Genomic DNA, 23,987 nt, shown 5'->3' with positions numbered 1-23,987 from the left:
GCCACATGCGCCGCGCCGAAGCGAGACGGGCACTGCATGCCCGCCCCTGTCTGTCGTTTTCGCAGGTCAGCGCCGCTGTCAGTGGCGGCGCCTAGGGTCGCCGCATGATCAATGGTGGACACGTCATCATCTACAGCCGCGACGCCGAGGCCGACCGAGCCTTCTTCCGGGACGTACTCGAATATCCGCACGTCGACGCGGGAGGCGGATGGCTGATCTTCAAGCTGCCGCCCGCCGAGGTCGCCGTGCATCCACTCGAAGGCGCCGAGGCGCACGAGTTCTACTTCATGTGCGACGACGTCGAGGCGACGAAGGCCCGACTGGCCGAGGAGGGCGTCGAGTTCACGCAGCCGGTGACCGATGCGGGCTGGGGCCGCCTCACGAGATTCCGGCTGCCGGGAGGGGGCGAGGTCGGCATGTACGAGCCGAGACATGAGCGGGCCACCGAGCTGTGAGCCCGGCGGCGCGGTCGTGAGGACGCGGGCCGTGAAGACGCAGCCTGTGGAGCCGCAGTCGTGAAGACGTAGCCGTCGAGGACGCGTCCGTAGAGGACGGCGTCAACGGCCGTGCGGCGTAAGGGCGTTGAGCCGGTGCCTGCTACGGGCGGCCGGTGGCGCTCGCGGTCCGGTCCGGCTCGCCGTCCGCGTCCGCGGATACGGAGGCGGATGCGGGCGCCGGGGTGGGAGCGGGGAGGCGGGCTTCCTCCGTGGAGGGCGCGGCGGTCCCGGACCGCTGCTCCGGGGCGGCCGTCCGGGCCTCGCCCCTGTCGCCCGGCGGCGTCCCGCGCTCCCGCAGCGAGAGCAGCAGCCGCAGCGCGGCGATCCACACCAGCGCCGCGCCGAGCAGATGCGTCCCCACGAGGACCTCGGGCAGCTCGGTGAAGTACTGGACGTAGCCGAGTGCGCCCTGGGCGAGCAGCACGAGCAGCAGCTCACCCGCGCGTGCCCTGGGCCCCACGGGAGCGTCGAACACTCGCAGCAACAGCCATACCGCCAGCGTCAGCACGACCACGATCCAGGCCAGGGCGGCGTGCACCTGCGCGGCCGTCTCCAAGGCGACTGGCATGCGCGGCACTTCGCTGCTGTCACCGGCGTGCGGTCCCGCTCCCGTGACGACGGTGCCCGCTGTCATCAGCGCCGCCGAGGCCACCACCAGCGCCCGTACGAGCTTCGCGACGGCCGGGCCCGCCAGCGGACGCGGCGGTGCGTCGCCCTCGGCGGCCCGCAGCCACGTCAGCGTGGCCACGGTGAGCAGCCCGGTGGCGAGGAGGAAGTGGCCCGCGACGGTATAGGGGTTGAGACCGGTGAGCACCGTGACGCCGCCGATGACGGCGTTGCCCGCCACCACCCAGAACTGAGCCCAGGCCAGGCGGCTCAGCCCGCGTCGGCGCGGCTTCACGGAGCGCGCGGCGACGATGGCCCAGCCGACGGCCGCGCTGAGCACATACGTCAGCATCCGGTTGCCGAACTCGATCGCCCCGTGCACGCCCATCTCCGACGTGGCGTAGAGGCTGTCGCCGCTGCACTTCGGCCAGGTGTCGCAGCCGAGCCCCGAGCTGGTCAGCCGCACGGCGCCGCCGGTGACGATGATGACGACGCTCATCACGAGCGCCGTGAGGGCGGCCCGCCGGACGGTTTCCGGTGCGGGCGTCCAGCGCCTGGCGATGAAGGCGACGGGGTTGCGTACGAACTCGATCAGGTTCGGCACGGTGGGCACGGAAGGCACGGGAGACATCGTACGGGCGAGCTTGTGCGCACATTCACGAGGGGTCGGCGACCGCGATCCGGACCGCCGGACGCGGCCCCGCGCAAGCTGCCCGCAGCCCCAGTCCCAGAAGCAGCCTCCAGTCTTAGACGCAGCCTCAGACGCAGCCTCAGTCCCACTTGAAGAAGGCCGCCGCCGCGCCGAGACCCACCACGGCCCAGCCGCCCAGCACTCCCAGGTCGCCCCAGGGAATCCCGGCACCGTGCTGGAGCACATCGCGCAGCCCGCCGGAGAGCGCCGAGATCGGCAGCAGCCCGAGGACGCCCTGTGCGCCCTCGGGGAAGCGTTCCAGCGGTACGACGACCCCGCCGCCGACGAGCAGCAGTATGAACACCAGGTTCGCGGCGGCCAGGGTGGCCTCGGCGCGCACGGTCCCCGCGAGCAGCAGTCCGAGCCCGGAGAAGGCGGCCGTGCCCAGTAGCAGCAGCAGTGCCACGGCGACCGCTCCGCCGCGCGGCGACCAGCCGAGCAGCAGCGCGACCACGGTCAGCAGCACCACCTGGAGCGCCTCGACGACCAGCACCGAGCCGGTCTTCGCCGCCATCAGCCCCCAGCGGGGCAGGGGCGAGACACCCAGCCGCTTGAGCACTCCGTAGCGCCGCTCGAAGCCGGTGGCGATGGCCTGCCCGGTGAAGGCGGTGGACAGCACGGCGAGGGCGAGGATGCCGGGGGTGAGGAATCCGACGCGTGAGCCGCCGCCGAGTTCGACGACGTCGACCGAGGTGAAGAGCACCAGCAGCAACGTCGGGATGATCACGGTCAGCAGTAGCTGCTCGCCGTTGCGCAGCAGCATCCGCGTCTCCAGCGCGGTCTGTGCGCCGATCATCCGCCACAGCGGTGCGGCGGCGGGTGCGGGGGCGAAGGTGCCGGCGGTCACGAACGAAGCTCCTTGCCGGTGAGTTCGAGGAAGACGTCCTCCAGCGTGCGGCGTTCGACCGAGATGCGGTCGGGCATCACGCCGTTCTGTGCGCACCAGGAGGTGACCGTCGCCAGCAGTTGCGGGTCGACGGTGCCGGTGACGCGGTAGCCGCCGGGTACGAGTTCCGCGGCTGCGGAGTCGTCGGGAAGCGCCTTGAGCAGCGACGCCAGGTCGAGGCCGGGGCGTCCGGTGAAGCGCAGGGAGTTCTCGGCGCCGCCGCGGCACAGGGCGTCCGGCGTGCCCTGGGCGACGATGCGTCCGGCGTCGACGATCACGACGTCGTCGGCCAGTTCCTCCGCCTCGTCCATGTGGTGCGTGGTGAGTACGACGGTGACGCCGTCGCTGCGCAGCGCCCCCACTATGTCCCAGGTCGCGCGGCGTGCCTGCGGGTCGAGGCCGGCCGTCGGCTCGTCGAGGAAGACCAGTTCGGGCCGTCCGACGACGGCCATGGCCAGCGAGAGCCGCTGCTTCTGGCCTCCGGAGAGGCGCCGGTAGGGCGTACGGCCGCAGCCGTCCAGGCCGAGGGCCTCCACGAGCGTGTCCACGTCCAGCGGGTTCGCGTACAGCCCGGCCATGTGGGTCAGCATCTCCTCGGCCCGTGCCCCGGAGTAGACGCCTCCGCTTTGCAGCATGACGCCGATACGGGGGCGCAGCCGGGAAGCGTCGGCGACGGGATCGAGCCCGAGGACCCGCACCGTGCCGCCGTCGGGTCTCAGATAGCCCTCGCAGGTCTCGACTGTGGTGGTCTTGCCTGCTCCGTTGGGCCCGAGCAGCGCCGTGACCGTGCCGTACGGAACGGACAGACCGAGGCCGTCGACGGCGGTCTTCCTGCCGAACCGCTTCACCAGGCCCGCGATCTCGAGGGCCCCACCGCTTCCCATACGGGGGAGTCTAGGGATTCGGAAACGCTTTCCACGGCCGGGGGTTGAGATGTGTGACAGACGCGCTCACGGTCCGGTGGCCCCGGCGTCGTGGGGGTCGTACCCCCCGATGCGGGCGGCGGGTAAGGCTCCCCTTACGTGACGCAGGCCATCCGGCCAGGTCAGAACCCGGCTTGCCGCACCCCGAAGAATTACGCAACAATGACGTTGTGAAAAAGTCGGCTGATGGGCATCGGACGCGCCCGGCGACCGGAGCGGTCGCCGGCGCTTCGTCGGTGTCCGCCCAGTCCGGCGGCTCCGCCGGCCCGAGCGGTTCGGGCAGCCACGACGAACAGCAGGGCACGCGTAACAGGGTGGCCCGCTCCATTCTGGACCACGGCCCTTCCACAGCCGCCGAGTTGGCGCTGCGGCTGGAGCTGACGCAGGCGGCAGTCCGCCGCCATCTCGACGCGCTCGTGAGCGAGGGAGTCGTCGAGCCCCGCGAGAAGCGGGTCTACGGCTCCCGTGGCAGGGGCCGCCCCGCCAAGTCCTTCGCGCTCACCGACAGCGGCCGGGACGCCTTCGACCAGGACTACGACAAGCTGGCCGCGGACGCCCTCCGCTGGATAGCGCAGATGGCGGGCGGCGGCGAGCGCGGCGAGGCGGCGGTCGCGGACTTCGCCCGTGCCCGCGTCGCCGAGCAGGCCGAGCAGTACCGTCGCGCGCTGGAGCGCGTGCCGCCCGAGGAGCGCACGCGGGCCCTGGCCGAGGCACTCTCCAGGGACGGGTACGCTGCCACTGCGCACAGCGCACCGGCTTCCACCGGGGGCACCCCCGGCGGTGAGCAGCTCTGCCAGCACCACTGCCCGGTGGCTCACACCGCCGAGCAGTTCCCGCAGCTCTGCGAGGCGGAGACGGAGGTCTTCTCCCGTCTGCTCGGCACACATGTCCAGCGGCTGGCGACGATCGCCCACGGCGACGGGGTGTGCACCACTTTCGTACCGCAGACCCTTTCCCTGCCGTCGGCGGGGAGTTCCCGGCAGCCCGCGGCGCCGGGCGCCCGGACCGGCGGGGCCACGCCCAAGCCCCGTGAGGCCAAGGCGACCGGCGAGGGCAAGGGCGCGAACGCCGTCGGGGCAGCCGCGGAGCCCCGCAGCAGAACGAGCAGAACGAGCCACAGTACGAGCAACGACCTGGGCGGAAGCAGAAGCCAAAACCCGAGCAAGAGCCGAAGCGAGAGCCCAGGCAGCAGCCCAAGCAAGCCCGGCCCCAGCAGGACCGAGCCGGGCGACGCCACCAAAGCACCAGCGAACACCGCCGGGAGGAACCCCGCATGACCTCTCCTACGGAGACTGCCCACCCCGAACTCGAAGGGCTGGGCAAGTACGAGTACGGCTGGGCCGACTCCGACGCGGCCGGTGCCGCGGCCAAGCGCGGTCTCTCCGACGAGGTCGTCCGCGACATCTCGGGGAAGAAGAACGAGCCGGAGTGGATGCTCAAGCTCCGGCTGAAGGGGCACCGCCTCTTCGAGAAGAAGCCCATGCCCAACTGGGGTTCGGACCTCTCGGGCATCGACTTCGACAACATCAAGTACTTCGTGCGGTCCACGGAGCAGCAGGCCCAGACGTGGGACGACCTGCCCGAGGACATCAAGAACACCTACGACAAGCTCGGCATCCCGGAGGCGGAGAAGCAGCGCCTGGTCGCCGGTGTCGCCGCGCAGTACGAGTCGGAGGTCGTCTACCACCAGATCCGTGAGGACCTGGAGGCACAGGGCGTCCTCTTCCTGGACACGGACACGGCGCTGCGCGAGCACCCGGAGATCTTCCAGGAGCACTTCGGCACGGTCATCCCGCCCGGTGACAACAAGTTCGCCGCGCTCAACACCGCGGTGTGGTCGGGCGGTTCGTTCATCTACGTGCCGCCGGGCGTGCACGTCGACATCCCGCTCCAGGCCTACTTCCGCATCAACACCGAGAACATGGGCCAGTTCGAGCGGACGCTGATCATCGTCGACGAGAACGCCTATGTGCACTACGTCGAGGGCTGCACGGCTCCGATCTACAACTCGGACTCGCTGCACTCCGCCGTCGTCGAGATCATCGTCAAGAAGGGCGGCCGCTGCCGCTACACGACGATCCAGAACTGGTCGAACAACGTCTACAACCTCGTCACCAAGCGTGCGGTGGCCTACGAGGGCGCGACCATGGAGTGGGTCGACGGCAACCTCGGCTCGAAGGTCACGATGAAGTACCCGGCCGTCTATCTGATGGGCGAGCACGCCAAGGGCGAGACGCTCTCCGTCGCCTTCGCGGGCGAGGGCCAGCACCAGGACGCCGGCGCGAAGATGGTCCACATGGCGCCGCGCACGTCCTCCAACATCGTCTCCAAGTCGGTGGCCCGCAGCGGCGGCCGTACGTCCTACCGCGGTCTGATCGAGATCGCCGAGGGCGCCGAGGGGTCGAAGTCCAACGTGCTGTGCGACGCGCTGCTGGTGGACACGGTCTCCCGCTCCGACACCTATCCGTACGTCGACGTCCGCGAGGACGACGTGACGATGGGCCACGAGGCGACCGTCTCCAAGGTCAGCGACGACCAGCTCTTCTACCTGATGAGCCGGGGCCTGTCCGAGGACGAGGCCATGGCCATGATCGTCCGCGGCTTCGTGGAGCCCATCGCGAAGGAGCTCCCCATGGAGTACGCGCTGGAGCTCAACAGGCTCATCGAGCTTCAGATGGAGGGCGCGGTCGGCTAGCCGCCCGGCACACGGCGCGGTGCGCGCCGTACCTCAGCCCAGCGCGCGGGCCGCGAGCGCGTACCCGTTCCGCACGTACCGAGTGTGCGGGGCCGGAGAAAGGCCCGGTCCGGGGCCCTTCCGGAAGACCGGAGGACCACGGGACGGGTCCGGGACCGATCCCCGGCACCGCACACACGCCCGCAGCCGGGCGAGAAGACCGAAGGCAGAAAGAGAGCACGACGACAGCTATGGCCGAGGCTCAGAAGATTCCAGCGGGTTCCACCGCCGTGGGGGGCATCGCGGTGGCGGCTGAGTCCACCGTCGCCACCCGGATGAGCGCACCGCCGTCCTTCGACGTGGCGGACTTCCCCGTGCCGCACGGCAGGGAGGAGGAGTGGCGCTTCACCCCGATCGAGCGGCTCAAGGGGCTGCACGACGGTACGGCCGAGGCGTCCGGCTCGCTCAAGGTGGAGGTCGACGCGCCGGAGGGCGTGACGGTCGAGACGGTCGGCCGTGACGACTCGCGCGTCGGCCGCGCGGGCAAGCCCGTCGACCGGGTCGCCGCCCAGGCGTTCTCCTCGTTCGAGAAGGCCTCGGTCGTGACGGTCCCGAAGGAGGCCGTGCTGAAGGAGCCGGTGCGCGTCTCACTGCACGGCGAGGGCGGCGTCAGCTTCGGCCACACCGTCTTCGAGGTGAAGGACTTCGCCGAGGCGGTCATCGTCATCGACCACACCGGCGACGCGGTGCGCGCCGCCAACGTCGAGTTCGTGCTCGGCGACGGCGCCAAGCTGACCGTGGTCTCCGTGCAGGACTGGGACGACACCGCCGTCCACTGCTCACAGCACAACGCCCTGGTCGGCCGGGACGCCACCTTCAAGTCGGTCGTCGTCACCTTCGGCGGTGACGTCGTACGCCTCCACCCCCGTGTGAACTACGCGGGCCCGGGCGGCGAGGCGGAGTTCTACGGGCTCTACTTCACCGACAACGGCCAGCACCAGGAGCACCGGCTCTTCGTCGACCATGACAGGCCCAACTGCCGCAGCAACGTGGTCTACAAGGGCGCCCTGCAAGGCGACGAGGCGCATGCCGTATGGATCGGCGACGTGCTGATCCGCGCCGCCGCCACCGGCACCGACACCTACGAGCTGAACCGCAACCTCGTGCTGACCGACGGCGCGCGGGTCGACTCGGTGCCCAACCTGGAGATCGAGACCGGTGAGATCGTCGGGGCGGGCCACGCCTCGGCCACCGGCCGGTTCGACGACGAGCAGCTCTTCTACCTCCAGGCCCGGGGCATCCCCGAGCAGGAGGCGCGGCGGCTGGTCGTGCGGGGCTTCTTCGCCGAACTCGTCCAGCAGATCGGCCTGCCGGACGTGGAGGAGCGCCTCATCGAGAAGATCGAGGCGGAGCTGGAGGCGTCGGTATGAGCGACGGCGAAGGCTTCGTACGCGTGGCGACGCTCGGCGAGCTGGAGGACGACACCCCTAAGCGGGTGGAGCTCGAAGGCGTGCCGGTCGCTCTCGTCCGTACGGAGGGAGAGGTGTTCGCGGTCAACGACATCTGCTCGCACGCGAACGTCTCACTGTCCGAGGGCGAGGTCGAGGACTGCCAGATCGAGTGCTGGCTGCACGGCTCCAGTTTCGATCTGCGTACGGGCAAACCCTCCGGGCTGCCCGCGACCCGCCCCATCCCCGTCTACCCCGTAAGAATCGAAGGCGAAGGGCCCGACGCGGCCGTGCTCGTCTCCGTCACACAGGAGTCCTGAAGTCCCCATGGCAACGCTTGAGATCAACGACCTGCACGTCTCCGTCGAGACCGAGAACGGCCCGAACGAGATCCTGCGCGGTGTCGACCTGACGGTGAAGCAGGGCGAGACGCACGCGATCATGGGGCCCAACGGTTCCGGCAAGTCCACGCTCGCCTACTCCCTCGCCGGCCACCCCAAGTACTCGGTCACCGGCGGCTCGGTGACCCTCGACGGCGAGGACGTCCTGGAGATGACCCCGGACGAGCGCGCTCGCGCCGGAGTCTTCCTCGCCATGCAGTACCCGGTCGAGGTGCCCGGCGTCTCCGTCTCCAACTTCCTCCGTACGTCGGCGACGGCGCTGCGCGGCGAGGCACCCAAGCTGCGGCTGTGGGTGAAGGAGGTCAAGGAGGCCATGGAGCGCCTCCAGATCGACCCGTCCTTCGCCGAGCGGAACGTCAACGAGGGCTTCTCCGGCGGCGAGAAGAAGCGCCACGAGATCCTCCAACTGGAGCTGCTCAAGCCGAAGATCGCGATTCTCGACGAGACCGACTCCGGTCTCGACGTGGACGCGCTGCGGGTGGTCTCCGAGGGCGTCAACCGCGTCCGTGAGAACGGCGAGGTCGGCACCATGCTGATCACCCACTACACGCGCATCCTGCGCTACATCAAGCCCGACCACGTCCACGTGTTCGCCAAGGGCCGGATCGCCGAGTCCGGCGGCCCGGAGCTGGCCGACAAGCTGGAGGAAGAGGGCTACGAGGCGTATGTGAAGGGAGGCGCCGCTTCGTGAACGATGTGACGCTTCCGGGTCTGCTCGACACCGAGGCGATCCGCAAGGACTTCCCGATCCTGGACCGCACGGTCCACGACGGGCAGAAGCTCGTGTACCTGGACAACGCGGCCTCGTCCCAGAAGCCGCGCCAGGTGCTCGACGCCGTGAGCGACTACTACGAGCGGCACCACGCCAACGTCCACCGCGGCGTGCACGTGCTCGCAGAGGAGGCCACGGCGCTGTACGAGGGCGCGCGTGACAAGGTCGCCGCGTTCATCAACGCGCCGAGCCGCGACGAGGTCGTCTTCACCAAGAACGCCTCGGAGTCGCTCAACCTCGTGGCCAACATGCTCGGCTGGGCCGACGAGCCCTACCGCGTGCAGCACGACACCGAGATCGTCATCACGGAGATGGAGCACCACTCCAACATCGTTCCGTGGCAGCTCCTTTCGCAGCGTACGGGCGCGAAGCTGAAGTGGTTCGGCCTCACCGACGACGGCAGGCTCGACCTGTCGGCCGTCGACGAGGTCATCACGGAGAAGACCAAGGTCGTCTCCTTCACGCTCGTCTCCAACATCATGGGCACGATCAATCCGGTCGAGACGATCGTGCGCCGTGCGCAGGAGGTCGGCGCGCTCGTCGTCATCGACGCCTCGCAGGCCGCTCCGCACATGGTGCTGGACGTACAGGCGCTCCAGGCCGACTTCGTGGCCTTCACCGGGCACAAGATGTGCGGTCCCACGGGCATCGGCGTGCTGTGGGGCAGGCAGGAACTGCTGGACGATCTGCCTCCGTTCCTCGGCGGCGGCGAGATGATCGAGACGGTCACGATGAACTCGTCGACCTACGCGCCCGCTCCGCACAAGTTCGAGGCGGGCACACCGCCGATCGCTCAGGCGGTGGGCCTCGGCGCGGCCGTCGACTATCTCTCCGCCATCGGCATGGACCGCATCGAGGAGCACGAGCACGCGCTGACCGCGTACGCCGTCGCCAGGCTGAGCGAGATCCCGGACCTGCGCTTCATCGGCCCCACCACGGCCGAGGACCGCGGTGCCGCGATCTCCTTCACGCTGGGGGACATCCATCCGCACGACGTGGGCCAGGTGCTCGACGAACAGGGCATCGCGGTCCGCGTGGGGCACCACTGCGCGCGGCCTGTCTGTCTGCGGTACGGAATTCCTGCGACCACGCGGGCGTCGTTCTATCTGTACTCCACGCCGGCCGAGGTGGATGCCCTGGCCGAGGGCGTGGAACACGTACGGAACTTCTTCGCCTAGGACGACGGCGCAGCCGCAGAGGACCGGACGGACGGACTGACTCGTGAAGCTGGACTCCATGTACCAGGACGTGATCCTGGACCACTACAAGAACCCGCACGGCAAGGGCCTGCGTGAGGGCGACGCCGAGGTGCACCACGTCAACCCGACGTGCGGTGACGAGATCACCCTGCGTGTGCGCTACGACGGCGAGACGATCAGCGACGTCAGCTACGAGGGGCAGGGCTGTTCCATCAGCCAGGCCAGCGCCTCGGTGCTGAACGAGCTGCTGGTCGGCAAGGAGCTGGACGAGGCCCGCACGATCCAGGAGACGTTTCTGGAGCTGATGCAGTCCAGAGGCCGTATCGAGCCGGACGACGCCATGGAGGACGTGCTGGAGGACGCCGTCGCCTTCGCCGGGGTCTCGAAGTACCCGGCACGTGTGAAGTGTGCTCTGCTGAGCTGGATGGCATGGAAGGACGCCACCGCCCAGGCGCTGGGCGAGGACTCGGTAAAGGAGAAGACCGCATGACCGAGACCACCGCGAAGCCCGCGAGCGAGGACGAGGTCCGCGAGGCGCTGCTCGACGTGGTCGACCCGGAGCTGGGCATCGACGTCGTCAACCTGGGCCTGATCTACGGGGTCCACATCGACGACTCGAACGTCGCGACGATCGATATGACGCTCACCTCCGCCGCCTGTCCGCTGACGGACGTCATCGAGGACCAGGCGAAGTCCGCGACCGAGGGCATCGTCGACGAGCTGAAGATCAACTGGGTCTGGATGCCCCCGTGGGGCCCGGACAAGATCACCGACGACGGGCGGGAGCAGCTCCGGGCGCTCGGATTCAACGTCTGAGCGGGATCTGATCTCCCGCGTCCGCGTCGGACGCGCACCCGCACCGCGCGGACGTACCGGTCGGCTCTGATCCGGCCGGCCACGCGGGAATATCGCGTGCACGACGGCCATGGCCCCCGACATCCTGGGGCCATGGCCGTCTCCTTGCATCACATCGTCGTCGACGCACACGATCTGCCCGGCCTGGCGGCCTTCTGGTGCGCGGCGCTGGACTGGCGGGTGCTGTCCGAGAAGGAACGCGAAGTCGTCATCGGGACGGACCCGTCCGCGCCGACGGGCATCTGCTTCATGCCGGTCACGGACGAGAAGACCGTGAAGAACCGTCTGCACTTCGACCTCGCCCCCGACGACCAGGACGCCGAGGTCGAACGCCTTCTCGCGCTGGGCGCGCGCCGCGTGGACATCGGCCAGGGCGAAGCGAGGTCGTGGGTCGTGCTGGCGGACCCCGAGGGCAATGAGTTCTGCGTGCTGAGGCCGCGCGGAAGTCTTATCGAGTTCGCGGACTGATCCCGCCCCGGGCACCGCTGACCGAATCCTTACGTTCGACAGGGATTGCGCACAGTGTCGTGTACGGCCGTACACAACGTTGTGTACGCTCGTACGCATGGTCTATGTGACGCTCGCGGGCGCGATCCTGGCGGAGGTGCTCGGCACCACGGCGATGAAGTACAGCAACGGCTTCAGCAAGCTGCTGCCCTCCCTGATCACCGGCGTCAGCTATGCGGTGGCGTTCATACTGCTCGCCCAGACGCTCAAGTCGATGGCGGTGGGCACCGCCTATGCCATCTGGGCCGGAGTGGGCACCGCGGCCATCGCCGCCATCGGCATCACCTTCATCGGGGAGTCGGTCACCCTGCTGAAGATCACCGGGATCGTGCTGGTCATCGCGGGCGTCGTCGTACTCAACCTCGGCGGGGTCCACTGATGGCCCGCCGCTACGACCCCGAACGCAGACGGCGGATCATCGAAGCCGCCATCCGCATCGTCGAGTTGAAGGGCATAGCGGCGCTCAGCCATCGCACGGTCGCCGCGGAGGCCGGGGTGCCGCTCGGATCCACCACGTACCACTTCGCGGGTCTCGACGATCTGCTGGTCGCCGCGCTGGAAGAGGTGAGCAGCGAGCCGCGCAGCGCCATGAAGGGCTGGGCGGAGGCCCTTTCGGAGGCGCTGCCCGAGACGGCCGGGACCGAGGCGCCGCCCGAGACGGACAGGACCCAGACGCTGCCCGATATGGACAGGCCGGGGCCGAGCGGCGAGCCGGGGTCGCCCGGCGGACCGGCCGCCTGCCACGGCGAGCCCGGACTCGCGGACGTCCTCACACGCCTGCTGGAGGAGTACGCACACGGAGGCCGCGGCCGTATCCGCCTGGAGTACGAGCTGTATCTCGCGGCGCTGCGCCGCCCCGCGCTCCAGCCCGTCGCCGCCGCCTGGCTGGACGAGATGGCCGAGGTCGTCGGCCGCCACACACGGGACGCCGCCACCGCCCGCGTCCTCGTGGCGCTCATCGACGGGCTGCTGCTGCAACTGCTGCTCACCGACCGGCCGTTCGACGCCGCCGAGGTCCGCTCGGCCCTCGCCCGAGTCACCGGCGAGAGCTGACAGCTCCGCGCGCCCGCGGACCCCGGTGGCGGTGTCTCTTCCGCCGTCCGAGACGGGTTGGCCTCGCCCACGGCGGGCCGGATAACGTGCCAGGCATGACGCAAGCAGCCACCACAACCCGTACGACCGGCGCCGTCGCCGTCGGGCTCGCCACGATCGCACCCGGCCAGGACGGCGAGGACACCGTCCTCGACACCTGGTTCCCCGCGCCGGAACTCGTCGAGTCCCCCGAGGGGCCCGCCGGGAGCGAGCGGCTCAGCCCGGAGCGCGCCGCCGAGGCACTCGGAGAGGACGCTCCGCGGGCGCTGGGCACCGATCCGGTGCGCGGGGTCGAGATCGTCGCCGTGCGTACGGTCATCGGCTCGCTCGACGACAAGCCCGCCGACACCCACGACGTCTTTCTGCGTCTGCACCTGCTCAGCCACCGGCTCGTACGTCCCCACGGGCTGAATCTGGAGGGCCAGTTCGGGCTGCTGGCCAACGTCGCCTGGACGAGCCTCGGCCCCGTGGCCGTCGACCGGCTGGCGCAGGTGCGGCTCGCGGCACGCGCCGCGGGCAAGCACCTGAGCGTCACCAGCGTCGACAAGTTCCCGCGCATGACGGACTACGTGGCGCCGAAGGGCGTGCGCATCGCCGACGCCGACCGCGCCCGGCTCGGTGCGCACCTGGCCGAGGGCACCACGGTCATGCACGAGGGCTTCATCAACTTCAACGCCGGCACCCTCGGCACGTCCATGGTCGAGGGCCGTATCAGCGCGGGCGTCGTGGTCGGCGACGGCTCCGACATCGGCGGCGGCGCGTCGATCATGGGCACGCTCTCCGGCGGCGGCAAGGAGACGATCTCCATCGGCGAGCGGTGCCTGCTGGGCGCCGAGGCGGGCATCGGCATCTCCCTCGGGGACGACTGCGTCGTCGAGGCGGGTCTGTACGTCACGGCCGGTACGAGGGTGTCGCTGCCGGACGGGCAGATCGTCAAGGCGCTGGAGCTGTCGGGCGCCGACAACCTTCTCTTCCGCCGCAATTCGACCACCGGCAAGGTCGAGGTCATCCAGCGCAGCGGCTCCTGGGGCGGACTGAACGAGGCGCTGCACAGCCACAACTGACCGCACCGGCCGGATCGGCGGCCCCTTGCGCGCAGCCGCGCGGCCACGGCCGTCCGCCCCCGCGTCCCGCATGCCCGTGGGCCATTAGGCTTACGGGCATGCGTGATCTCACCGCGGGGATGCGGTACTTGGGGCGTGGGCAGCGGTGGGTCTTCGGCCACGGGCGGTGGTTCGGCTTCGGCCTGCTGCCCGCGCTGGTGGCCCTGGTGCTCTACGTCGCCGCGCTCACCGCCCTCGCCTTCTACGCCGACGACATCGCCGCCTGGGCCACGCCCTTCGCGGACGGCTGGGACGGCCTGTGGCGGGACTCGCTGCGCGTGCTGTTCGCGGTGCTGCTGTGGCTCGGGGCACTGCTGGTTTCGGTGCTGACCTTCACCGCCGCGACGCTGGTGATCGGCGACCCCTTCTACGAGAAGCTGTCGGAGCAGGTCGAGGAGTCCGAGGGCGGCGCGCCCTCCGGCCCGGACCGCCCGATGTGGGCGGAGGTGTGGATCTCCCTCCGCGACAGCCTCTACGTGCTGTGGCGGATGCTGCTGTTCACCGTTCCGCTCTTCTTCCTCGGCTTCCTCCCGGCGATCGGCCAGACCGTCGTACCGGCGCTCGGCTTCGCCGTCTCGGGCTTCTTCCTCACCCTGGAACTGGTCTCGGTCGCCATGCAGCGGCGGGGGATTCCGGTACGGGAGAGGCTGCGCATCCTCCGCACCCGAAAGGCGCTGGCGCTCGGCTTCGGCGTACCGCTGGTGCTGGCCTTCCTGGTGCCGCTGGTCGCGGTCGTGCTGATGCCGGGCGCGGTCGCGGGCGCGGCCCTGCTGGTACGGGACCTGACGGACGACGGCGGACCGGGCGACGAGCAGGACCCCGCGAGCGGCCGGTTCGGCGACGAGCCGCCCCGGACCCACGCTCAGACCCACGCTCAGGCGCATGGACAGGCCCAGCCCTCAGCTCAGCCCCATGCTCAGCCTCAACACCCGGCGCAGGCGCCGGGATTCAGCGCGCCGAAGCCCCAGGCGCCTGACCCGCGGTCTCAGTGGGGAAGCCCTCGGTAGGCAGCGTCATACCGAGCGGGACGCGGGCGTCCTGGTCTATCTGATCGCCGACCCGTACGTCGGCCGGTGCCATCTCTATACGGAGCCCAAGGGCGCCGCAGGGTACCGCCGCGAACTCGTCGGCGACTTCGGGACGCCCGTCGATCTGACGACCACGCTGAGAACAGGTCACGCGCGAACGCCGGCGGGCGCCCCACCCTCAAGGGCGCCCGCCGGCGGGCCGGAACGGTTCGTGCAGCCTTACGGCTTGAGGCGGATCACGGAGGGGTCGTGGTCGCTGGCCTGGTCGTGGAACTCGGCGTTGATGTGGACGATGTCGTACTCGACCTTGCCGACGCCGGGGCTGGTCACCGCGTGGTCGAGGACCTGCGAGTTGCCGTTGAAGACGTAGCCGTAGCGTTCGCCGGCGGGCAGCTCGTCCATGGGACTGCTGAAGACGCCGCCCTTGCGCATGGCGTCCAGGGCGGGGGAGAAGGGGAAGTCGTTGAAGTCGCCGGCGGCGATGACCGCGGCCTTCTTGTCGACGGATTCGACCTTCTTCGCGAAGGAGTTGACGAGTTCCGCCTGCGCGGTGCGCTGCTTCTCCGACTCGCGGGTGGGCGGCTGGTTGCGGCCCTCCATCGGCTGGTCGCCGCCCTTGGAGCTGAAGTGGTTGGCGACGACGAAGACTTGGCGTCCCTTGAAGGTGAACTCACCGGCCAGCGGCTTGCGGCTCTCCTTCCAGGCCTCCTCCTGCGGGGATATGCGTCCGGGGTTGGCGGACAGCTTCGGCTTGCCGCCGTCGTCGGTCACCTTCACCGCCGTGGTGGCGTCGCCGCCCTTGCGGTCGGCGAACTCGACGCGGTCGGGGTTGAAGAGGAAGGCGACACGGATGTTGCCGCCGGGCTGGCCGCCGTCGGCGTTGTTCTCCGGGTCGATCTGGCGGGACTCGTACGAGGGGCCGCCCGCCTTCTTGATCGCGGCGGTCAGCTTGTCCAATGTCTTGCCCGCGGAGACGGTGCCGTCGTCGTCGGGGCCGGAGTCGTCCTGCACCTCTTCCAGGGCGACGATGTCGGGGGAGGCGAGGTTGCCGACGAGCGCCTCGGAGAGCCGGTCGAACTTGGAGGACTCGCTCGCGGGCGAGAGGTTCTCCACGTTGTAGGTGGCGACGGAGAGTTCGTCCGCGCCGGGCTTGCCGGTCTTCTCCCGCTTGAGCTTGTTGTCCTTCAACTCGCCCATGGTCGTGGCTCGTACGGTGTAGCCGCCGAAGTTGTCGTAGTCGACCGGACCGGCGGTGGTGCCGCTCAGGGCGTCGCCGACGTCTGCCTTCGGGAACGGGTGCTCCTCGCGCGGCAGTAGCGAACTGACCTTCATCCGGGCGCCGTTCTGCTGGTCGTAGTCGCCGTAGAGGGTGCCGCCGCGTGGGGTCGGGTGCTCGTCGGGGTCGGCGGTGACCCACAGTTCGCCGAACTCCGTGGTGGGGCCGGTCACCGGGGCGTCCTTGACGCCGGCGCGCATGCCTTCGAGCGATTCGTAGAGATCCAGCGCGTACTTGGTGGGCTGGAGCTTCAGCGACTCGATGTTGCCGTCGTCGCCCTTGCCCTCGGGCACGTATGCGTCCGGAACGCGGTCGGCGTTCAGAGCGGTCGCCTTGGGCAGCTTCTGCTTCGCCTTGGAGGCGGCCTTCCACTTGGCGTCGGTGAGCTGGGTGACCGACTGGCCGCCGGCTTCCTCGCCGCCCGGGTAGTACTCGGCGACCTTCCCGGATATCCGTATGGAGTCGCCGGGTTCGACGTCGGGCGTCTCGCCGCCGGTGAAGACGAAGATGCCCTCACTGGTGGCGGGGTCGTCGTCCGGCTTGGGGTCCTGGAGCCAGAAGCCCTGCGCCTTGCCGAAGCCGCGTACGGCGGTGACGACGCCGGGCACATCCGTGACCTGCTTGCCCGCGAAGGGCGAGACACGGGTGTTGCCCTGGATGTCGTGGAGACGTGCCTCCTCGGCCGTGTTTCCGGACGCGGAGACGGCGGTCATGACGAGCAGAGTGGATCCGCACACCGCAGCGGCGGTCAGTGCGGAGGTACGAGCGAGACGGGACGACAACGGAGCCTCCGGTGGGGGTGGCGGACGTACTCTCCAAATGCGCACGTTATTACGGACCGGTAATCTCTACGCGCGTAAAAGTCTGTCGTGCTCATCTCACTTGTCAAGCAGATGCCGGACCATTGAGCACATGCGTTACCCAACTCCCGCCCGTGCGCCGTCCGATGGCACGCAGGGTTCCCGAACCGTCACTGACGGGCGTGAGTTCGCGGGCGCGCGATTCGGGCAGTGCGGGACACTCCCGTCTACGCTGGGGGCCGCAGTTTTCCCGCAACCCGGTAGCACCCCCGTAGGAGATGAACGCGCTGATGTCCGGTGAAACGACCGGTGGCGACCGTCCCGCCATGCCGCCCGTGCGGCTGTCCTCCGAAGCCGAACTCGCGCGTGACGCACTGGCCGCACCGCTCTTCTCATGGGCGGCACGGCTCGCGGCCTGGGCCGGGGGAGAGGGCACCGGTCCCGCCGGGGGAGGCGCGGACGGGGTGCCCGTCGGTGCCGGGGGTGAGCTGCTCGCACCGCAGTTGAAGGAGGCGGTCGCCCAACTCGGCCTCACCGACGACGAGGACGGGGAGATGCACACGGCGCAGGCGTGGCAACTCGCCGTCGACACGGGCCTGTTGGAGGTCGAGGACGACGAGGGCCACGAGGAGGGCGCGGACGGTCCGGCGCGCGAACAGGACGAGGCCACGGGCGAGGAGCACTCGGACGCCCCCGGGACGGCCCCCGCCGGCGCGGCTTCCTCCCTCACCGAGGAACCCGTGGGCACCGCACGCCCGGGCCCCGAACTCCCCCTGCTGCGCGGCGAAGGCTCCCCGCACGACGTACTGGACATCTGGCAGGGCGGCATGGAGAGCGTGCTCGCCGACGCCGCCACGCCGAGCTTCGAGGACCTCATCGGCGGTCTGGACGATGTCACCGGCGAGGACGGCCAGGTCGACCCGGAGGCCATCGACCTCGACTCCCTCGACTGGAATCCGGAGCAGGAGGCCGACTTCCTCGACGGCGCCCTCGGCAACCTCTACGTCCTCACCGCGACCGACCAGGCAGTGTCGGCCGGTGCGATGGTGCCGCTGCCGGTGCTCGCCGCCTCGATGATCGTCCCGGACGACATGGAGGAGCCGACCGATGCCGTGCTCGAAGAGGTGTCGGCGGCGATGATGAAGCTCGACGAGCAGTTCCGGATGCTCGCGCCCACCGGACTCGTCGAATACCAGCCGGTCGATGAGGCGTTGACCGAGGAGGCCGACGAGGACGTGGAGCTGCCGGAGAGCCTCGACGACGAGGACGTCTCCCGCTACGGCATGGTCCGGCTGACCCCGCTGGGCATCCACGGCGTACGGCAGCGCCTGCTGGAGGCGGGTGCCGAGGCGCCCGCCGTCGGGGATCTCGCCGACGTGGACGCTTCGAGGCTGCTGGGCGCGCTGAGCGCGTACACCGAGGAGAACGCGCAGGCGGAGATCGAGTCCTGGCTCGCCGCCCGTACGCCCCTCCAGGCGGCACGCGAACTGCTCACGGCGGCCCGGGGATCGGACGAGGCCGCGCCGTCGCGCCGCCTCTCCTGCCAGCAGGCCCTCTCGCTCATCGGTACGGACGCCGAACCGGCGCTGCGCGACGTACTGGAGGACCGCCAGCTCGGCGGACTGGCCAGGGTCTGGCTCGTGGAGCACGGGGCGGACAACGTGCCGCAGCCGGACGAGGAGATGGTCTTCTGGCTGACCGTCGACACGATCGCGGCGCAGCTTGCGACCGCGGGCGAGGCCGCCGAACTTCAGGGCCTGGTACAGGGGTTGGTGGACCAGCACGCGGGCTTCTTCGACAAGGCGTGGAAGGTCGACCATCCGGCGACGGGCCATGTCCTGGAGGCGATGGGCCGCGTACACCCCGACAAGCAGACGGCGAAGGACGCACGCAAGGCTGCGTTCAAGGCGCGCAGCCGGCTGAACTGAGCGCTGGGCGGCTCGACTTCGCCTCATGTCCGCCCTCGTGACCTGTCCGCCCTCGTGACCTGTCCGCCCTCGTGACCTGTCCGTCCTCGCGTCGCGTCCTCAGTCCGGGTCGACTGCGAGCGCGTAGAACCTCGTGACCTGCATCGCGCTGTCGTTGTCGTCGGAGACGAGATACAGCAACCGCCGTCCCTTGTCGTCGCCTTCTGTCAGCCGGGGCCCCAGCGCCGCGCCCTCCACGTTGTCCAGCAGCGGGTTGGACTGCTTCTGCGGTGAACGGGCCCCGGAATCGGGGCACTCGGCGAGGTCGAACAGCGTCCGCTTACGGGCGAACGCCTCCTGGGGCGCCTCCGCCAGGGATTCCTCCCCGGCGACGTCCGGCAGGTCCCGCAGCGAAACGCGGTGCATCCGCACGGCGTTCCCCTGCCCCTCGGCGTAGCCGCGCTCCAGCGCCAGCAGAACGCCGTCCTCGCCGGTCGCCACGAGATCCGCGAGGCGCAGCCCGGAGCCCGTCAGATAGGCGAACTGCCGGTCGGGGACGTAGTCGCCGCCCGGCTTGCCCTTGTAGCGCAGGATGCGCACCGGCGCACGGCCCTGGCGGCTGCCGTCCCCGCTGAGCGGGGACTCGATGCCCACATAGAGGTACCGGCCGTCGGGGCTGAGTGCCATCGACTCGAAGCTCTCACTGCGCTGTCCGTCGCCGTCGGGTGCGATACGGAACCGTTCCGGCACCGGGAAGCCCGTGACCAGCCTTCCGGAGCCGACGTCGAACCGGCTGATGCTGGGCCCCGATTCGGACGCCACCAGCACGGTGCGCCCGCCGTCCTCCGTGACCATGGCCTCCGCGTCGAAGTCCTCGCCGGAGTAGGCTGTGCCGTCCTTGCGGCGCAGGAGAGTCGAGTCCAGGATGTGCGGCTCCGGCTTGCCCCGGGCCTTCGCCGACAGTTCGTAGAGCCGTGGGGAGGCGGTGTCGGAGAGCGCCAGCAGCCGCGAACCGCCGCGCGGCGCCAGCGACGAGAGGCCGGAGACGGGCTCCCCGTGGTATTCGGTCTTGTCGAGACGGTCCGAGAAACCGAGCAGCGATACCCGCTCCGAGCAGGGGCCGCCGTAGCCCCGGTCGTCTCCCGTCGTCAGCTTCCAGGTGACGGGTACGGCGACGGCTGCGAGCAGCGTGGCGGTCGCGACGCCGAGGACAGTTCCCTGCCTGCGGCGAGGCGGGGGCGGCGGCGGCCCTTCGGCCCGGTTCCGCACGAACGGGAGCCTGCCGATCTGCCCTCGGTCCTGTTCCTGGGGTTCGGGCCGCCCCTTGTCCCTCAGTGCGTGCAGGACGCGTCCGTAGACGGCGTCGAGGGTGAGGAACTCCTCGCCGTCCGGGATGCCTTCACGCAGTACGCGAGTGAGTTCGCCGGTGAAGGCCGTGCAGTCCTCGCCTCTCGGGGAGAGGGCCTGGACGTTCTCGGCCGCGGACGTCAGCAGATAGCTGCCGTTGATGCCTGCGGCGGCAGGCAGTTCGGCGGCCGGATCGGACATGCCCTCCAGGGCCCTGCCGCTGTAGCAGCAGTCGAGGATCACGACCCTGCGTTCCGCGCCGCTGTGTTCCAGGATGGCCTGGCGCAGCCAGTCGTATGGGACGGCCGTGTGGCGGCGCCTGTTCCTGGATTCGGGGAGGGTGAGGAAGAGTTCGCCCTTGTGGTCGATGAAGCCGTGCCCGGCGTAGTAGACGATCAGGGTGTCGCGGGCCTGCTGTGCGGCCTCGATCACGGGGTCGATCAGGTCGGCCGCGTGCATCGGGTCGGGCACCTCGTGGAAGCGCCCCTCCGGCAGGCCCCAGATCTCGGGGTCGGTCAGCACAGCCTTGAGCCGCTCGCGGTTCTCCTTCACCGCCGGAAGCTCGGGCATTCTCGTGTACTCGCCGACTCCGACGACCACGGCCGCTGAACGCTTCGGATCGGGCAGCGCGTTCACGGTTCGCGGTCCTCGTCGCGGTCTTGGCGGCCTGGTCCCTCGCCGGGCTCGCCGTCCTCGTCGTCGTGGGTGCTCTCGTCGTCTCCCGCCTGACGCAGGTGTTCCAGAGCGCCGAGGACGGCAGCGACGTCTTCGAGTTCTCCGCGGCTCAGCCGGACCTCTACGTCGCCGCGGCTGATCGTCATGCCGGACCTCGGTTCGGTCGCCTTGCGGTACGAGACGATCGCGACCGCGAGAGAGGCCAGTTGGAGGCCCGAGTTGAGGATCAGCTCCACCGCGTCCATGGACAGGCCCATGCCGTCCGCCGTGGGCGGGGCGGGAATCGTGGAGATCTCGGCGCCGGTACGAAGGCTGCGCTCGCGGAGCAGCCAGTCGTGGAACTGCCCGAGTTCGGAGTCGTCGGCCGCGTCGGGCAGCCTGAACTGTAAGTCCATCCTTGTTTACCCCCTGTGCAGGACAGGGTGCCCGGGATGAGCCCGAGGGGCAACTTCGCAGGGCGGGCCCGCAGTTGAGGAAGCGTTTTGAAGGGGAGCGGGCCCGGGGCCGAGCGGGCGCCTGTCCGGAGCGGACCGTGACCGGTCAGATCGACTCGAAGTCCCCGTGGCGGCCCGCGCCCGCGGCGAAGCGCGCCGCTCCCTGCGCGGCCTCCAGCAACGCGGCCTGCCCGTGGCGCAGTTCGCGAGTCATCGCGCCTTCCTCGGACAGGCCCTCCTGCTCGTGTACGGAGGCGAGGTCGCCGCGCAGACAGGTCTGAGGGAAGCGGGCGATCGCGGCGGCGAGTTCCTCCGCCGCGGCGCGGGACTCGCCGTGCGGCACGAGGCGATTGGCGAGGCCCATGTCGTACGCCTCACGCGCGGGTACGGGGCGGCCGGTCAGGATGAGGTCGAGGGCGCGGCTCTGCCCGATCAGCCGGGGCAGCCGCACGGTACCGCCGTCTATCAGCGGGACGCCCCAGCGGCGGCAGAAGACGCCGAAGACCGCGTCCTCCTCGGCGACCCGCAGATCGCACCAGAGGGCCAGTTCGAGACCGCCTGCGACCGCGTGGCCGCTGACGGCCGCGATGACGGGCTTCGACAGGCGCAGCCTGGTGGGGCCCATGGGTCCGTCGCCGTCGGGTGCGACGCGGTTGGCGCGGTCGGTGCCGATGGCCTTGAGGTCCGCCCCGGCGCAGAAGGTGCCGCCCTCGCCCCACAGGACGGCGACCAGTGCCTCAGTGTCGGCTTCGAAGTCGCGGAAGGCGGCGGCCAGCCTGTTCGCCGTCTCGCCGTCGACGGCGTTGCGTGCCTCGGGGCGGGAGAGGACGACGGTGGTGACCGGCCCCTGTCTCTCGGTACGTACGGCCATGGCGGGTTCGACCTCCGGTGGGGGCGCAGGCGACGGGCAGGGATACCGACCTTACCGGCGGGTCACGTCCTGCCGGGCCGGGCTTTCGCAGCGGGCCCTCGCGGGGCGGGACGGGCGGGCTCGCCGTCCGGCGCCTGATGCGCAGCGCGGTCCCATCGCGCGGACGGGCACCCTCCGGATCACCCCCGGACCGCACCGCACAACGCCCCCGCGCATCCCCGTGGCCACCCGTAAGACAGAGGCCGGGCGAGCGGACCTTCCGCACGCGGCGTGATTCGCGCCGCGCCGCGGAGTACGGTCCGCCCGCCCGGTCCCCGCCGGACCCGGCGTGCTGCCGTCCGGGCTGCCCGGCCCTATGGACCGGACATCACCATTGTCACTCTTCCGGGCCGAACCACACCGTGGTCGCGTTGCAGAACTCCCGGATGCCGTGCCCGGCCAGTTCCCGCCCGTAGCCGGAGCGCTTGACCCCGCCGAAGGGCAGTCCGGGGTGGGAGGCCGTCATGCCGTTGAAGAAGACGCCGCCCGCCTCCAGATCGCGGGTGAGCCGCTCCTGCTCGGCGGAGTCGCGTGTCCAGGCGTTCGAACTGAGGCCGAAGGACGTGCCGTTGGCGAGTTCGACCGCCTCGTCCAGGCTGTCCACGCGGTATACGGAGGCGACCGGTCCGAACGCCTCCTCGCGGTGGATGCGCATGTCCTCGGTAACGCCGGTGAGCACCGTCGGCTCGTAGTACCAGCCGTCCGGCAGGTGCAGCGGACGTCCGCCGCCGCACTGGGCGGTGGCGCCGCGGCGCGTGGCGTCGTCGACGAGTTCCTCCAGGTCGGAGCGGCCCTGTGCGCTGGAGAGCGGCCCGACGTCGGTGTCGTCGGCAGTGGGGTCGCCGACCTTCAGCGCGGACATACGCTCCACGAAGCGTGCCGTGAAGGTGTCGTAGACGTCGGTGTGCACGATGAAGCGCTTGGCCGCGATGCAGGACTGCCCGGCGTTCTGCACACGGGCCGTGACGGCGGTGCGTACGGCCTTGTCCAGGTCGGCGGAGGGGAGCACCAAGTAGGGGTCGCTGCCGCCCAGTTCGAGCACCGTCTTCTTGATCTCGTCACCGGCGATGGAGGCGACCGAGCGGCCCGCGGGCTCGCTGCCGGTGAGGGTGGCGGCGACGATCCGCTCGTCGCGGAGCAGGCCGGCGATCGCGTCGGAGCCGACGAGGAGGGTCTGGAAGACGCCCTCGGGGAAACCGGCGCGACGGAACAGCTCCTCCAGATACAGCGCGGTCTGCGGCACGTTCGACGCGTGCTTGAGCAGCCCGGTGTTCCCCGCCATCAGCGCCGGGGCCGCGAAGCGCACGACCTGCCACAGCGGGAAGTTCCACGGCATGACGGCCAGTACGGGGCCCAGCGGCCGGTAGCGCACGAAGGCACGTGCCGCGCCCGAGTCCGCCACGTCGGAGGGAGCGGGATGCTCGTCGGCGAGCTGCGCCTCGGCGTGCTCGGCGTACCAGCGCATCGCCTTCACGCACTTGGCCGCCTCGGCACGGGCGGCGGCCAGCGGCTTGCCCATCTCGGTCGTCATCATGCGGGCGGCAGCGTCCTGGTCCTCCTCAAGCAGGTCCGCCGCACGGTGCATCAGCCGGGACCGCTCGGCGAAGCCGGTGAGGCGGTGTTCGCGGAAGGCGCGTTCGGCCCTGACGAGCCGTTCTTCGATCTCGCCGGCGTTGTGCGGTTCGAACGTCTTCAGGGTCTCGCCCGTGGCCGGATTCACCGTGGCGATGGCCATGTGAGCGCCTCCTTCGGCTGCTTCGATGCCTGCCTGTGGCTGTGCCTGTTGGTGCGGGTGTACGGGATGTGCGTGTACGAGGTGTGCGTGTACGGGTGCCCGCCGCCGGGACGTGGGCCCGTGCCGATGCCGGGCCCGTGCCCGTGCGTGCGCGCCGCGGCGCCCACGGGCCGTACGCGCACAGATGTCCGTGACCCCGCGGTACCCCGAATTCGCGGCGT

Annotated in this window: 22 protein-coding genes and 1 pseudogene; 15 read left to right on the top strand and 8 right to left on the bottom strand. The window is 70.3% G+C overall.

What is annotated here, in order from left to right; genetic code table 11:
* Positions 1-104: 104 nt before the first annotated feature.
* The gene (locus MMA15_RS04180; protein ID WP_241057591.1) at positions 105-455 is read left to right on the top strand and encodes a VOC family protein; all 351 of its coding nucleotides are present in this window, start codon (positions 105-107) and stop codon (positions 453-455) included.
* A gap of 142 nt (positions 456-597) precedes the next feature.
* Here MMA15_RS04180 and MMA15_RS04175 read toward each other — a convergent pair whose 3' ends face one another.
* The 3 genes from MMA15_RS04175 to MMA15_RS04165 form a co-directional block, all read right to left on the bottom strand.
* A complete protein-coding gene (locus MMA15_RS04175; protein WP_241057589.1) occupies positions 598-1,734 on the bottom strand; it encodes a COX15/CtaA family protein in 1,137 nt (378 codons plus the stop codon).
* Between the two features lie 139 nt (positions 1,735-1,873).
* Entirely contained in the window at positions 1,874-2,641 is a 768-nt protein-coding gene (locus tag MMA15_RS04170; RefSeq protein WP_241057588.1) for an ABC transporter permease, read from the bottom strand.
* Positions 2,638-3,564: an ABC transporter ATP-binding protein gene (locus tag MMA15_RS04165; protein WP_241057587.1), complete on the bottom strand. Its 927-nt coding sequence runs from the start codon at positions 3,562-3,564 to the stop codon at positions 2,638-2,640. The genes MMA15_RS04170 and MMA15_RS04165 overlap by 4 nt, the downstream gene beginning before the upstream one ends.
* Positions 3,565-3,839: 275 nt before the next feature.
* On the opposite strand from MMA15_RS04165, the pseudogene MMA15_RS04160 reads away from it, so the two are divergent.
* The 13 genes and pseudogenes from MMA15_RS04160 to MMA15_RS04100 form a co-directional block, all read left to right on the top strand.
* Positions 3,840-4,628, top strand: a pseudogene (locus MMA15_RS04160) (helix-turn-helix transcriptional regulator); the annotation flags it as partial.
* Between the two features lie 248 nt (positions 4,629-4,876).
* Positions 4,877-6,298 (top strand): Fe-S cluster assembly protein SufB, encoded by a 1,422-nt coding sequence (gene sufB / locus MMA15_RS04155; protein ID WP_241057585.1) that lies wholly within the window; start codon positions 4,877-4,879, stop codon positions 6,296-6,298.
* 230 nt (positions 6,299-6,528) lie between these two features.
* Entirely contained in the window at positions 6,529-7,707 is a 1,179-nt protein-coding gene (sufD, locus tag MMA15_RS04150; RefSeq protein ID WP_241057584.1) for a Fe-S cluster assembly protein SufD, read from the top strand.
* Positions 7,704-8,045, top strand: coding sequence for a non-heme iron oxygenase ferredoxin subunit (locus tag MMA15_RS04145; protein ID WP_241057583.1), 342 nt, complete (start codon positions 7,704-7,706; stop codon positions 8,043-8,045). The genes sufD and MMA15_RS04145 overlap by 4 nt, the downstream gene beginning before the upstream one ends.
* Positions 8,046-8,052: 7 nt before the next feature.
* Positions 8,053-8,817 carry a Fe-S cluster assembly ATPase SufC gene (sufC, locus tag MMA15_RS04140; RefSeq protein WP_241057582.1) on the top strand — a complete coding sequence of 255 codons (765 nt, stop codon included), beginning with the start codon at positions 8,053-8,055 and terminating at the stop codon, positions 8,815-8,817.
* A gap of 5 nt (positions 8,818-8,822) precedes the next feature.
* Positions 8,823-10,076 carry a cysteine desulfurase gene (locus tag MMA15_RS04135; protein WP_241062975.1) on the top strand — a complete coding sequence of 418 codons (1,254 nt, stop codon included), beginning with the start codon at positions 8,823-8,825 and terminating at the stop codon, positions 10,074-10,076.
* Positions 10,077-10,119: 43 nt separating this feature from the next.
* Positions 10,120-10,587 (top strand): Fe-S cluster assembly sulfur transfer protein SufU, encoded by a 468-nt coding sequence (gene sufU / locus MMA15_RS04130; protein ID WP_241057580.1) that lies wholly within the window; start codon positions 10,120-10,122, stop codon positions 10,585-10,587.
* Positions 10,584-10,913, top strand: coding sequence for a metal-sulfur cluster assembly factor (locus MMA15_RS04125; RefSeq protein ID WP_070015090.1), 330 nt, complete (start codon positions 10,584-10,586; stop codon positions 10,911-10,913). Before sufU ends, MMA15_RS04125 begins: the two co-directional genes overlap by 4 nt.
* 132 nt (positions 10,914-11,045) lie before the next feature.
* The gene (locus tag MMA15_RS04120; RefSeq protein ID WP_241057578.1) at positions 11,046-11,420 is read left to right on the top strand and encodes a VOC family protein; all 375 of its coding nucleotides are present in this window, start codon (positions 11,046-11,048) and stop codon (positions 11,418-11,420) included.
* 97 nt (positions 11,421-11,517) lie between these two features.
* Complete coding sequence (locus MMA15_RS04115) at positions 11,518-11,838, top strand: DMT family transporter (RefSeq protein WP_241057576.1); 321 nt, start codon at positions 11,518-11,520, stop codon at positions 11,836-11,838.
* Complete coding sequence (locus MMA15_RS04110) at positions 11,838-12,512, top strand: TetR/AcrR family transcriptional regulator (protein WP_241057574.1); 675 nt, start codon at positions 11,838-11,840, stop codon at positions 12,510-12,512. Before MMA15_RS04115 ends, MMA15_RS04110 begins: the two co-directional genes overlap by 1 nt.
* A gap of 95 nt (positions 12,513-12,607) precedes the next feature.
* Positions 12,608-13,615: a 2,3,4,5-tetrahydropyridine-2,6-dicarboxylate N-succinyltransferase gene (gene dapD, locus MMA15_RS04105; protein ID WP_241057573.1), complete on the top strand. Its 1,008-nt coding sequence runs from the start codon at positions 12,608-12,610 to the stop codon at positions 13,613-13,615.
* A gap of 98 nt (positions 13,616-13,713) precedes the next feature.
* Positions 13,714-14,661: an EI24 domain-containing protein gene (locus MMA15_RS04100; protein WP_241057570.1), complete on the top strand. Its 948-nt coding sequence runs from the start codon at positions 13,714-13,716 to the stop codon at positions 14,659-14,661.
* 240 nt (positions 14,662-14,901) lie between these two features.
* Here the strand turns inward: MMA15_RS04100 and MMA15_RS04090 are convergent, their stop codons facing one another.
* The gene (locus tag MMA15_RS04090) at positions 14,902-16,671 is read right to left on the bottom strand and encodes a DUF8508 domain-containing protein (protein ID WP_241057568.1); all 1,770 of its coding nucleotides are present in this window, start codon (positions 16,669-16,671) and stop codon (positions 14,902-14,904) included.
* Positions 16,672-17,048: 377 nt separating this feature from the next.
* Between MMA15_RS04090 and MMA15_RS04085 the strand changes: the two genes are divergently transcribed.
* The gene (locus MMA15_RS04085) at positions 17,049-18,686 is read left to right on the top strand and encodes a hypothetical protein (protein ID WP_241057566.1); all 1,638 of its coding nucleotides are present in this window, start codon (positions 17,049-17,051) and stop codon (positions 18,684-18,686) included.
* A gap of 99 nt (positions 18,687-18,785) precedes the next feature.
* Here MMA15_RS04085 and MMA15_RS04080 read toward each other — a convergent pair whose 3' ends face one another.
* The 4 genes from MMA15_RS04080 to MMA15_RS04065 all read right to left on the bottom strand — a co-directional run bounded on the left by MMA15_RS04080 (position 18,786) and on the right by MMA15_RS04065 (position 23,766).
* A complete protein-coding gene (locus tag MMA15_RS04080; protein ID WP_241057565.1) occupies positions 18,786-20,648 on the bottom strand; it encodes a caspase, EACC1-associated type in 1,863 nt (620 codons plus the stop codon).
* Positions 20,645-21,082 carry an effector-associated constant component EACC1 gene (locus MMA15_RS04075; RefSeq protein WP_241057564.1) on the bottom strand — a complete coding sequence of 146 codons (438 nt, stop codon included), beginning with the start codon at positions 21,080-21,082 and terminating at the stop codon, positions 20,645-20,647. Before MMA15_RS04075 ends, MMA15_RS04080 begins: the two co-directional genes overlap by 4 nt.
* Before the next feature lie 145 nt (positions 21,083-21,227).
* Positions 21,228-21,992, bottom strand: a complete 765-nt coding sequence (locus tag MMA15_RS04070; RefSeq protein ID WP_241057563.1) for a crotonase/enoyl-CoA hydratase family protein — start codon at positions 21,990-21,992, stop codon at positions 21,228-21,230.
* A 376-nt stretch (positions 21,993-22,368) separates the two neighbouring features.
* Entirely contained in the window at positions 22,369-23,766 is a 1,398-nt protein-coding gene (locus tag MMA15_RS04065; protein ID WP_241057561.1) for an NADP-dependent succinic semialdehyde dehydrogenase, read from the bottom strand.
* Positions 23,767-23,987: the final 221 nt, after the last annotated feature.

Origin of the sequence: Streptomyces marispadix (assembly GCF_022524345.1) — a bacterium.
GTDB classification, from domain to species: Bacteria; Actinomycetota; Actinomycetes; order Streptomycetales; family Streptomycetaceae; genus Streptomyces; species Streptomyces marispadix.
The sequence above is the reverse complement of the archived record's forward strand: the minus strand, read 5'-3'. Positions and strand labels throughout refer to the sequence as shown.

Excerpts from the sequence above, each read along its gene's own strand:
- MMA15_RS04180 (WP_241057591.1), top strand. The coding sequence starts at position 105 with ATGATCAATGGTGGACACGTCATCATCTACAGCCGCGACGCCGAGGCC.
- MMA15_RS04175 (WP_241057589.1), bottom strand. The coding sequence starts at position 1,734 with ATGTCTCCCGTGCCTTCCGTGCCCACCGTGCCGAACCTGATCGAGTTC.
- MMA15_RS04165 (WP_241057587.1), bottom strand. The coding sequence starts at position 3,564 with ATGGGAAGCGGTGGGGCCCTCGAGATCGCGGGCCTGGTGAAGCGGTTC.
- sufB (WP_241057585.1), top strand. The coding sequence starts at position 4,877 with ATGACCTCTCCTACGGAGACTGCCCACCCCGAACTCGAAGGGCTGGGC.
- sufD (WP_241057584.1), top strand. The coding sequence starts at position 6,529 with ATGGCCGAGGCTCAGAAGATTCCAGCGGGTTCCACCGCCGTGGGGGGC.
- MMA15_RS04145 (WP_241057583.1), top strand. The coding sequence starts at position 7,704 with ATGAGCGACGGCGAAGGCTTCGTACGCGTGGCGACGCTCGGCGAGCTG.
- sufC (WP_241057582.1), top strand. The coding sequence starts at position 8,053 with ATGGCAACGCTTGAGATCAACGACCTGCACGTCTCCGTCGAGACCGAG.
- MMA15_RS04125 (WP_070015090.1), top strand. The coding sequence starts at position 10,584 with ATGACCGAGACCACCGCGAAGCCCGCGAGCGAGGACGAGGTCCGCGAG.
- MMA15_RS04120 (WP_241057578.1), top strand. The coding sequence starts at position 11,046 with ATGGCCGTCTCCTTGCATCACATCGTCGTCGACGCACACGATCTGCCC.
- MMA15_RS04115 (WP_241057576.1), top strand. The coding sequence starts at position 11,518 with ATGGTCTATGTGACGCTCGCGGGCGCGATCCTGGCGGAGGTGCTCGGC.
- MMA15_RS04110 (WP_241057574.1), top strand. The coding sequence starts at position 11,838 with ATGGCCCGCCGCTACGACCCCGAACGCAGACGGCGGATCATCGAAGCC.
- dapD (WP_241057573.1), top strand. The coding sequence starts at position 12,608 with ATGACGCAAGCAGCCACCACAACCCGTACGACCGGCGCCGTCGCCGTC.
- MMA15_RS04100 (WP_241057570.1), top strand. The coding sequence starts at position 13,714 with ATGCGTGATCTCACCGCGGGGATGCGGTACTTGGGGCGTGGGCAGCGG.
- MMA15_RS04090 (WP_241057568.1), bottom strand. The coding sequence starts at position 16,671 with ATGACCGCCGTCTCCGCGTCCGGAAACACGGCCGAGGAGGCACGTCTC.
- MMA15_RS04085 (WP_241057566.1), top strand. The coding sequence starts at position 17,049 with ATGTCCGGTGAAACGACCGGTGGCGACCGTCCCGCCATGCCGCCCGTG.
- MMA15_RS04075 (WP_241057564.1), bottom strand. The coding sequence starts at position 21,082 with ATGGACTTACAGTTCAGGCTGCCCGACGCGGCCGACGACTCCGAACTC.
- MMA15_RS04070 (WP_241057563.1), bottom strand. The coding sequence starts at position 21,992 with ATGGCCGTACGTACCGAGAGACAGGGGCCGGTCACCACCGTCGTCCTC.
- MMA15_RS04065 (WP_241057561.1), bottom strand. The coding sequence starts at position 23,766 with ATGGCCATCGCCACGGTGAATCCGGCCACGGGCGAGACCCTGAAGACG.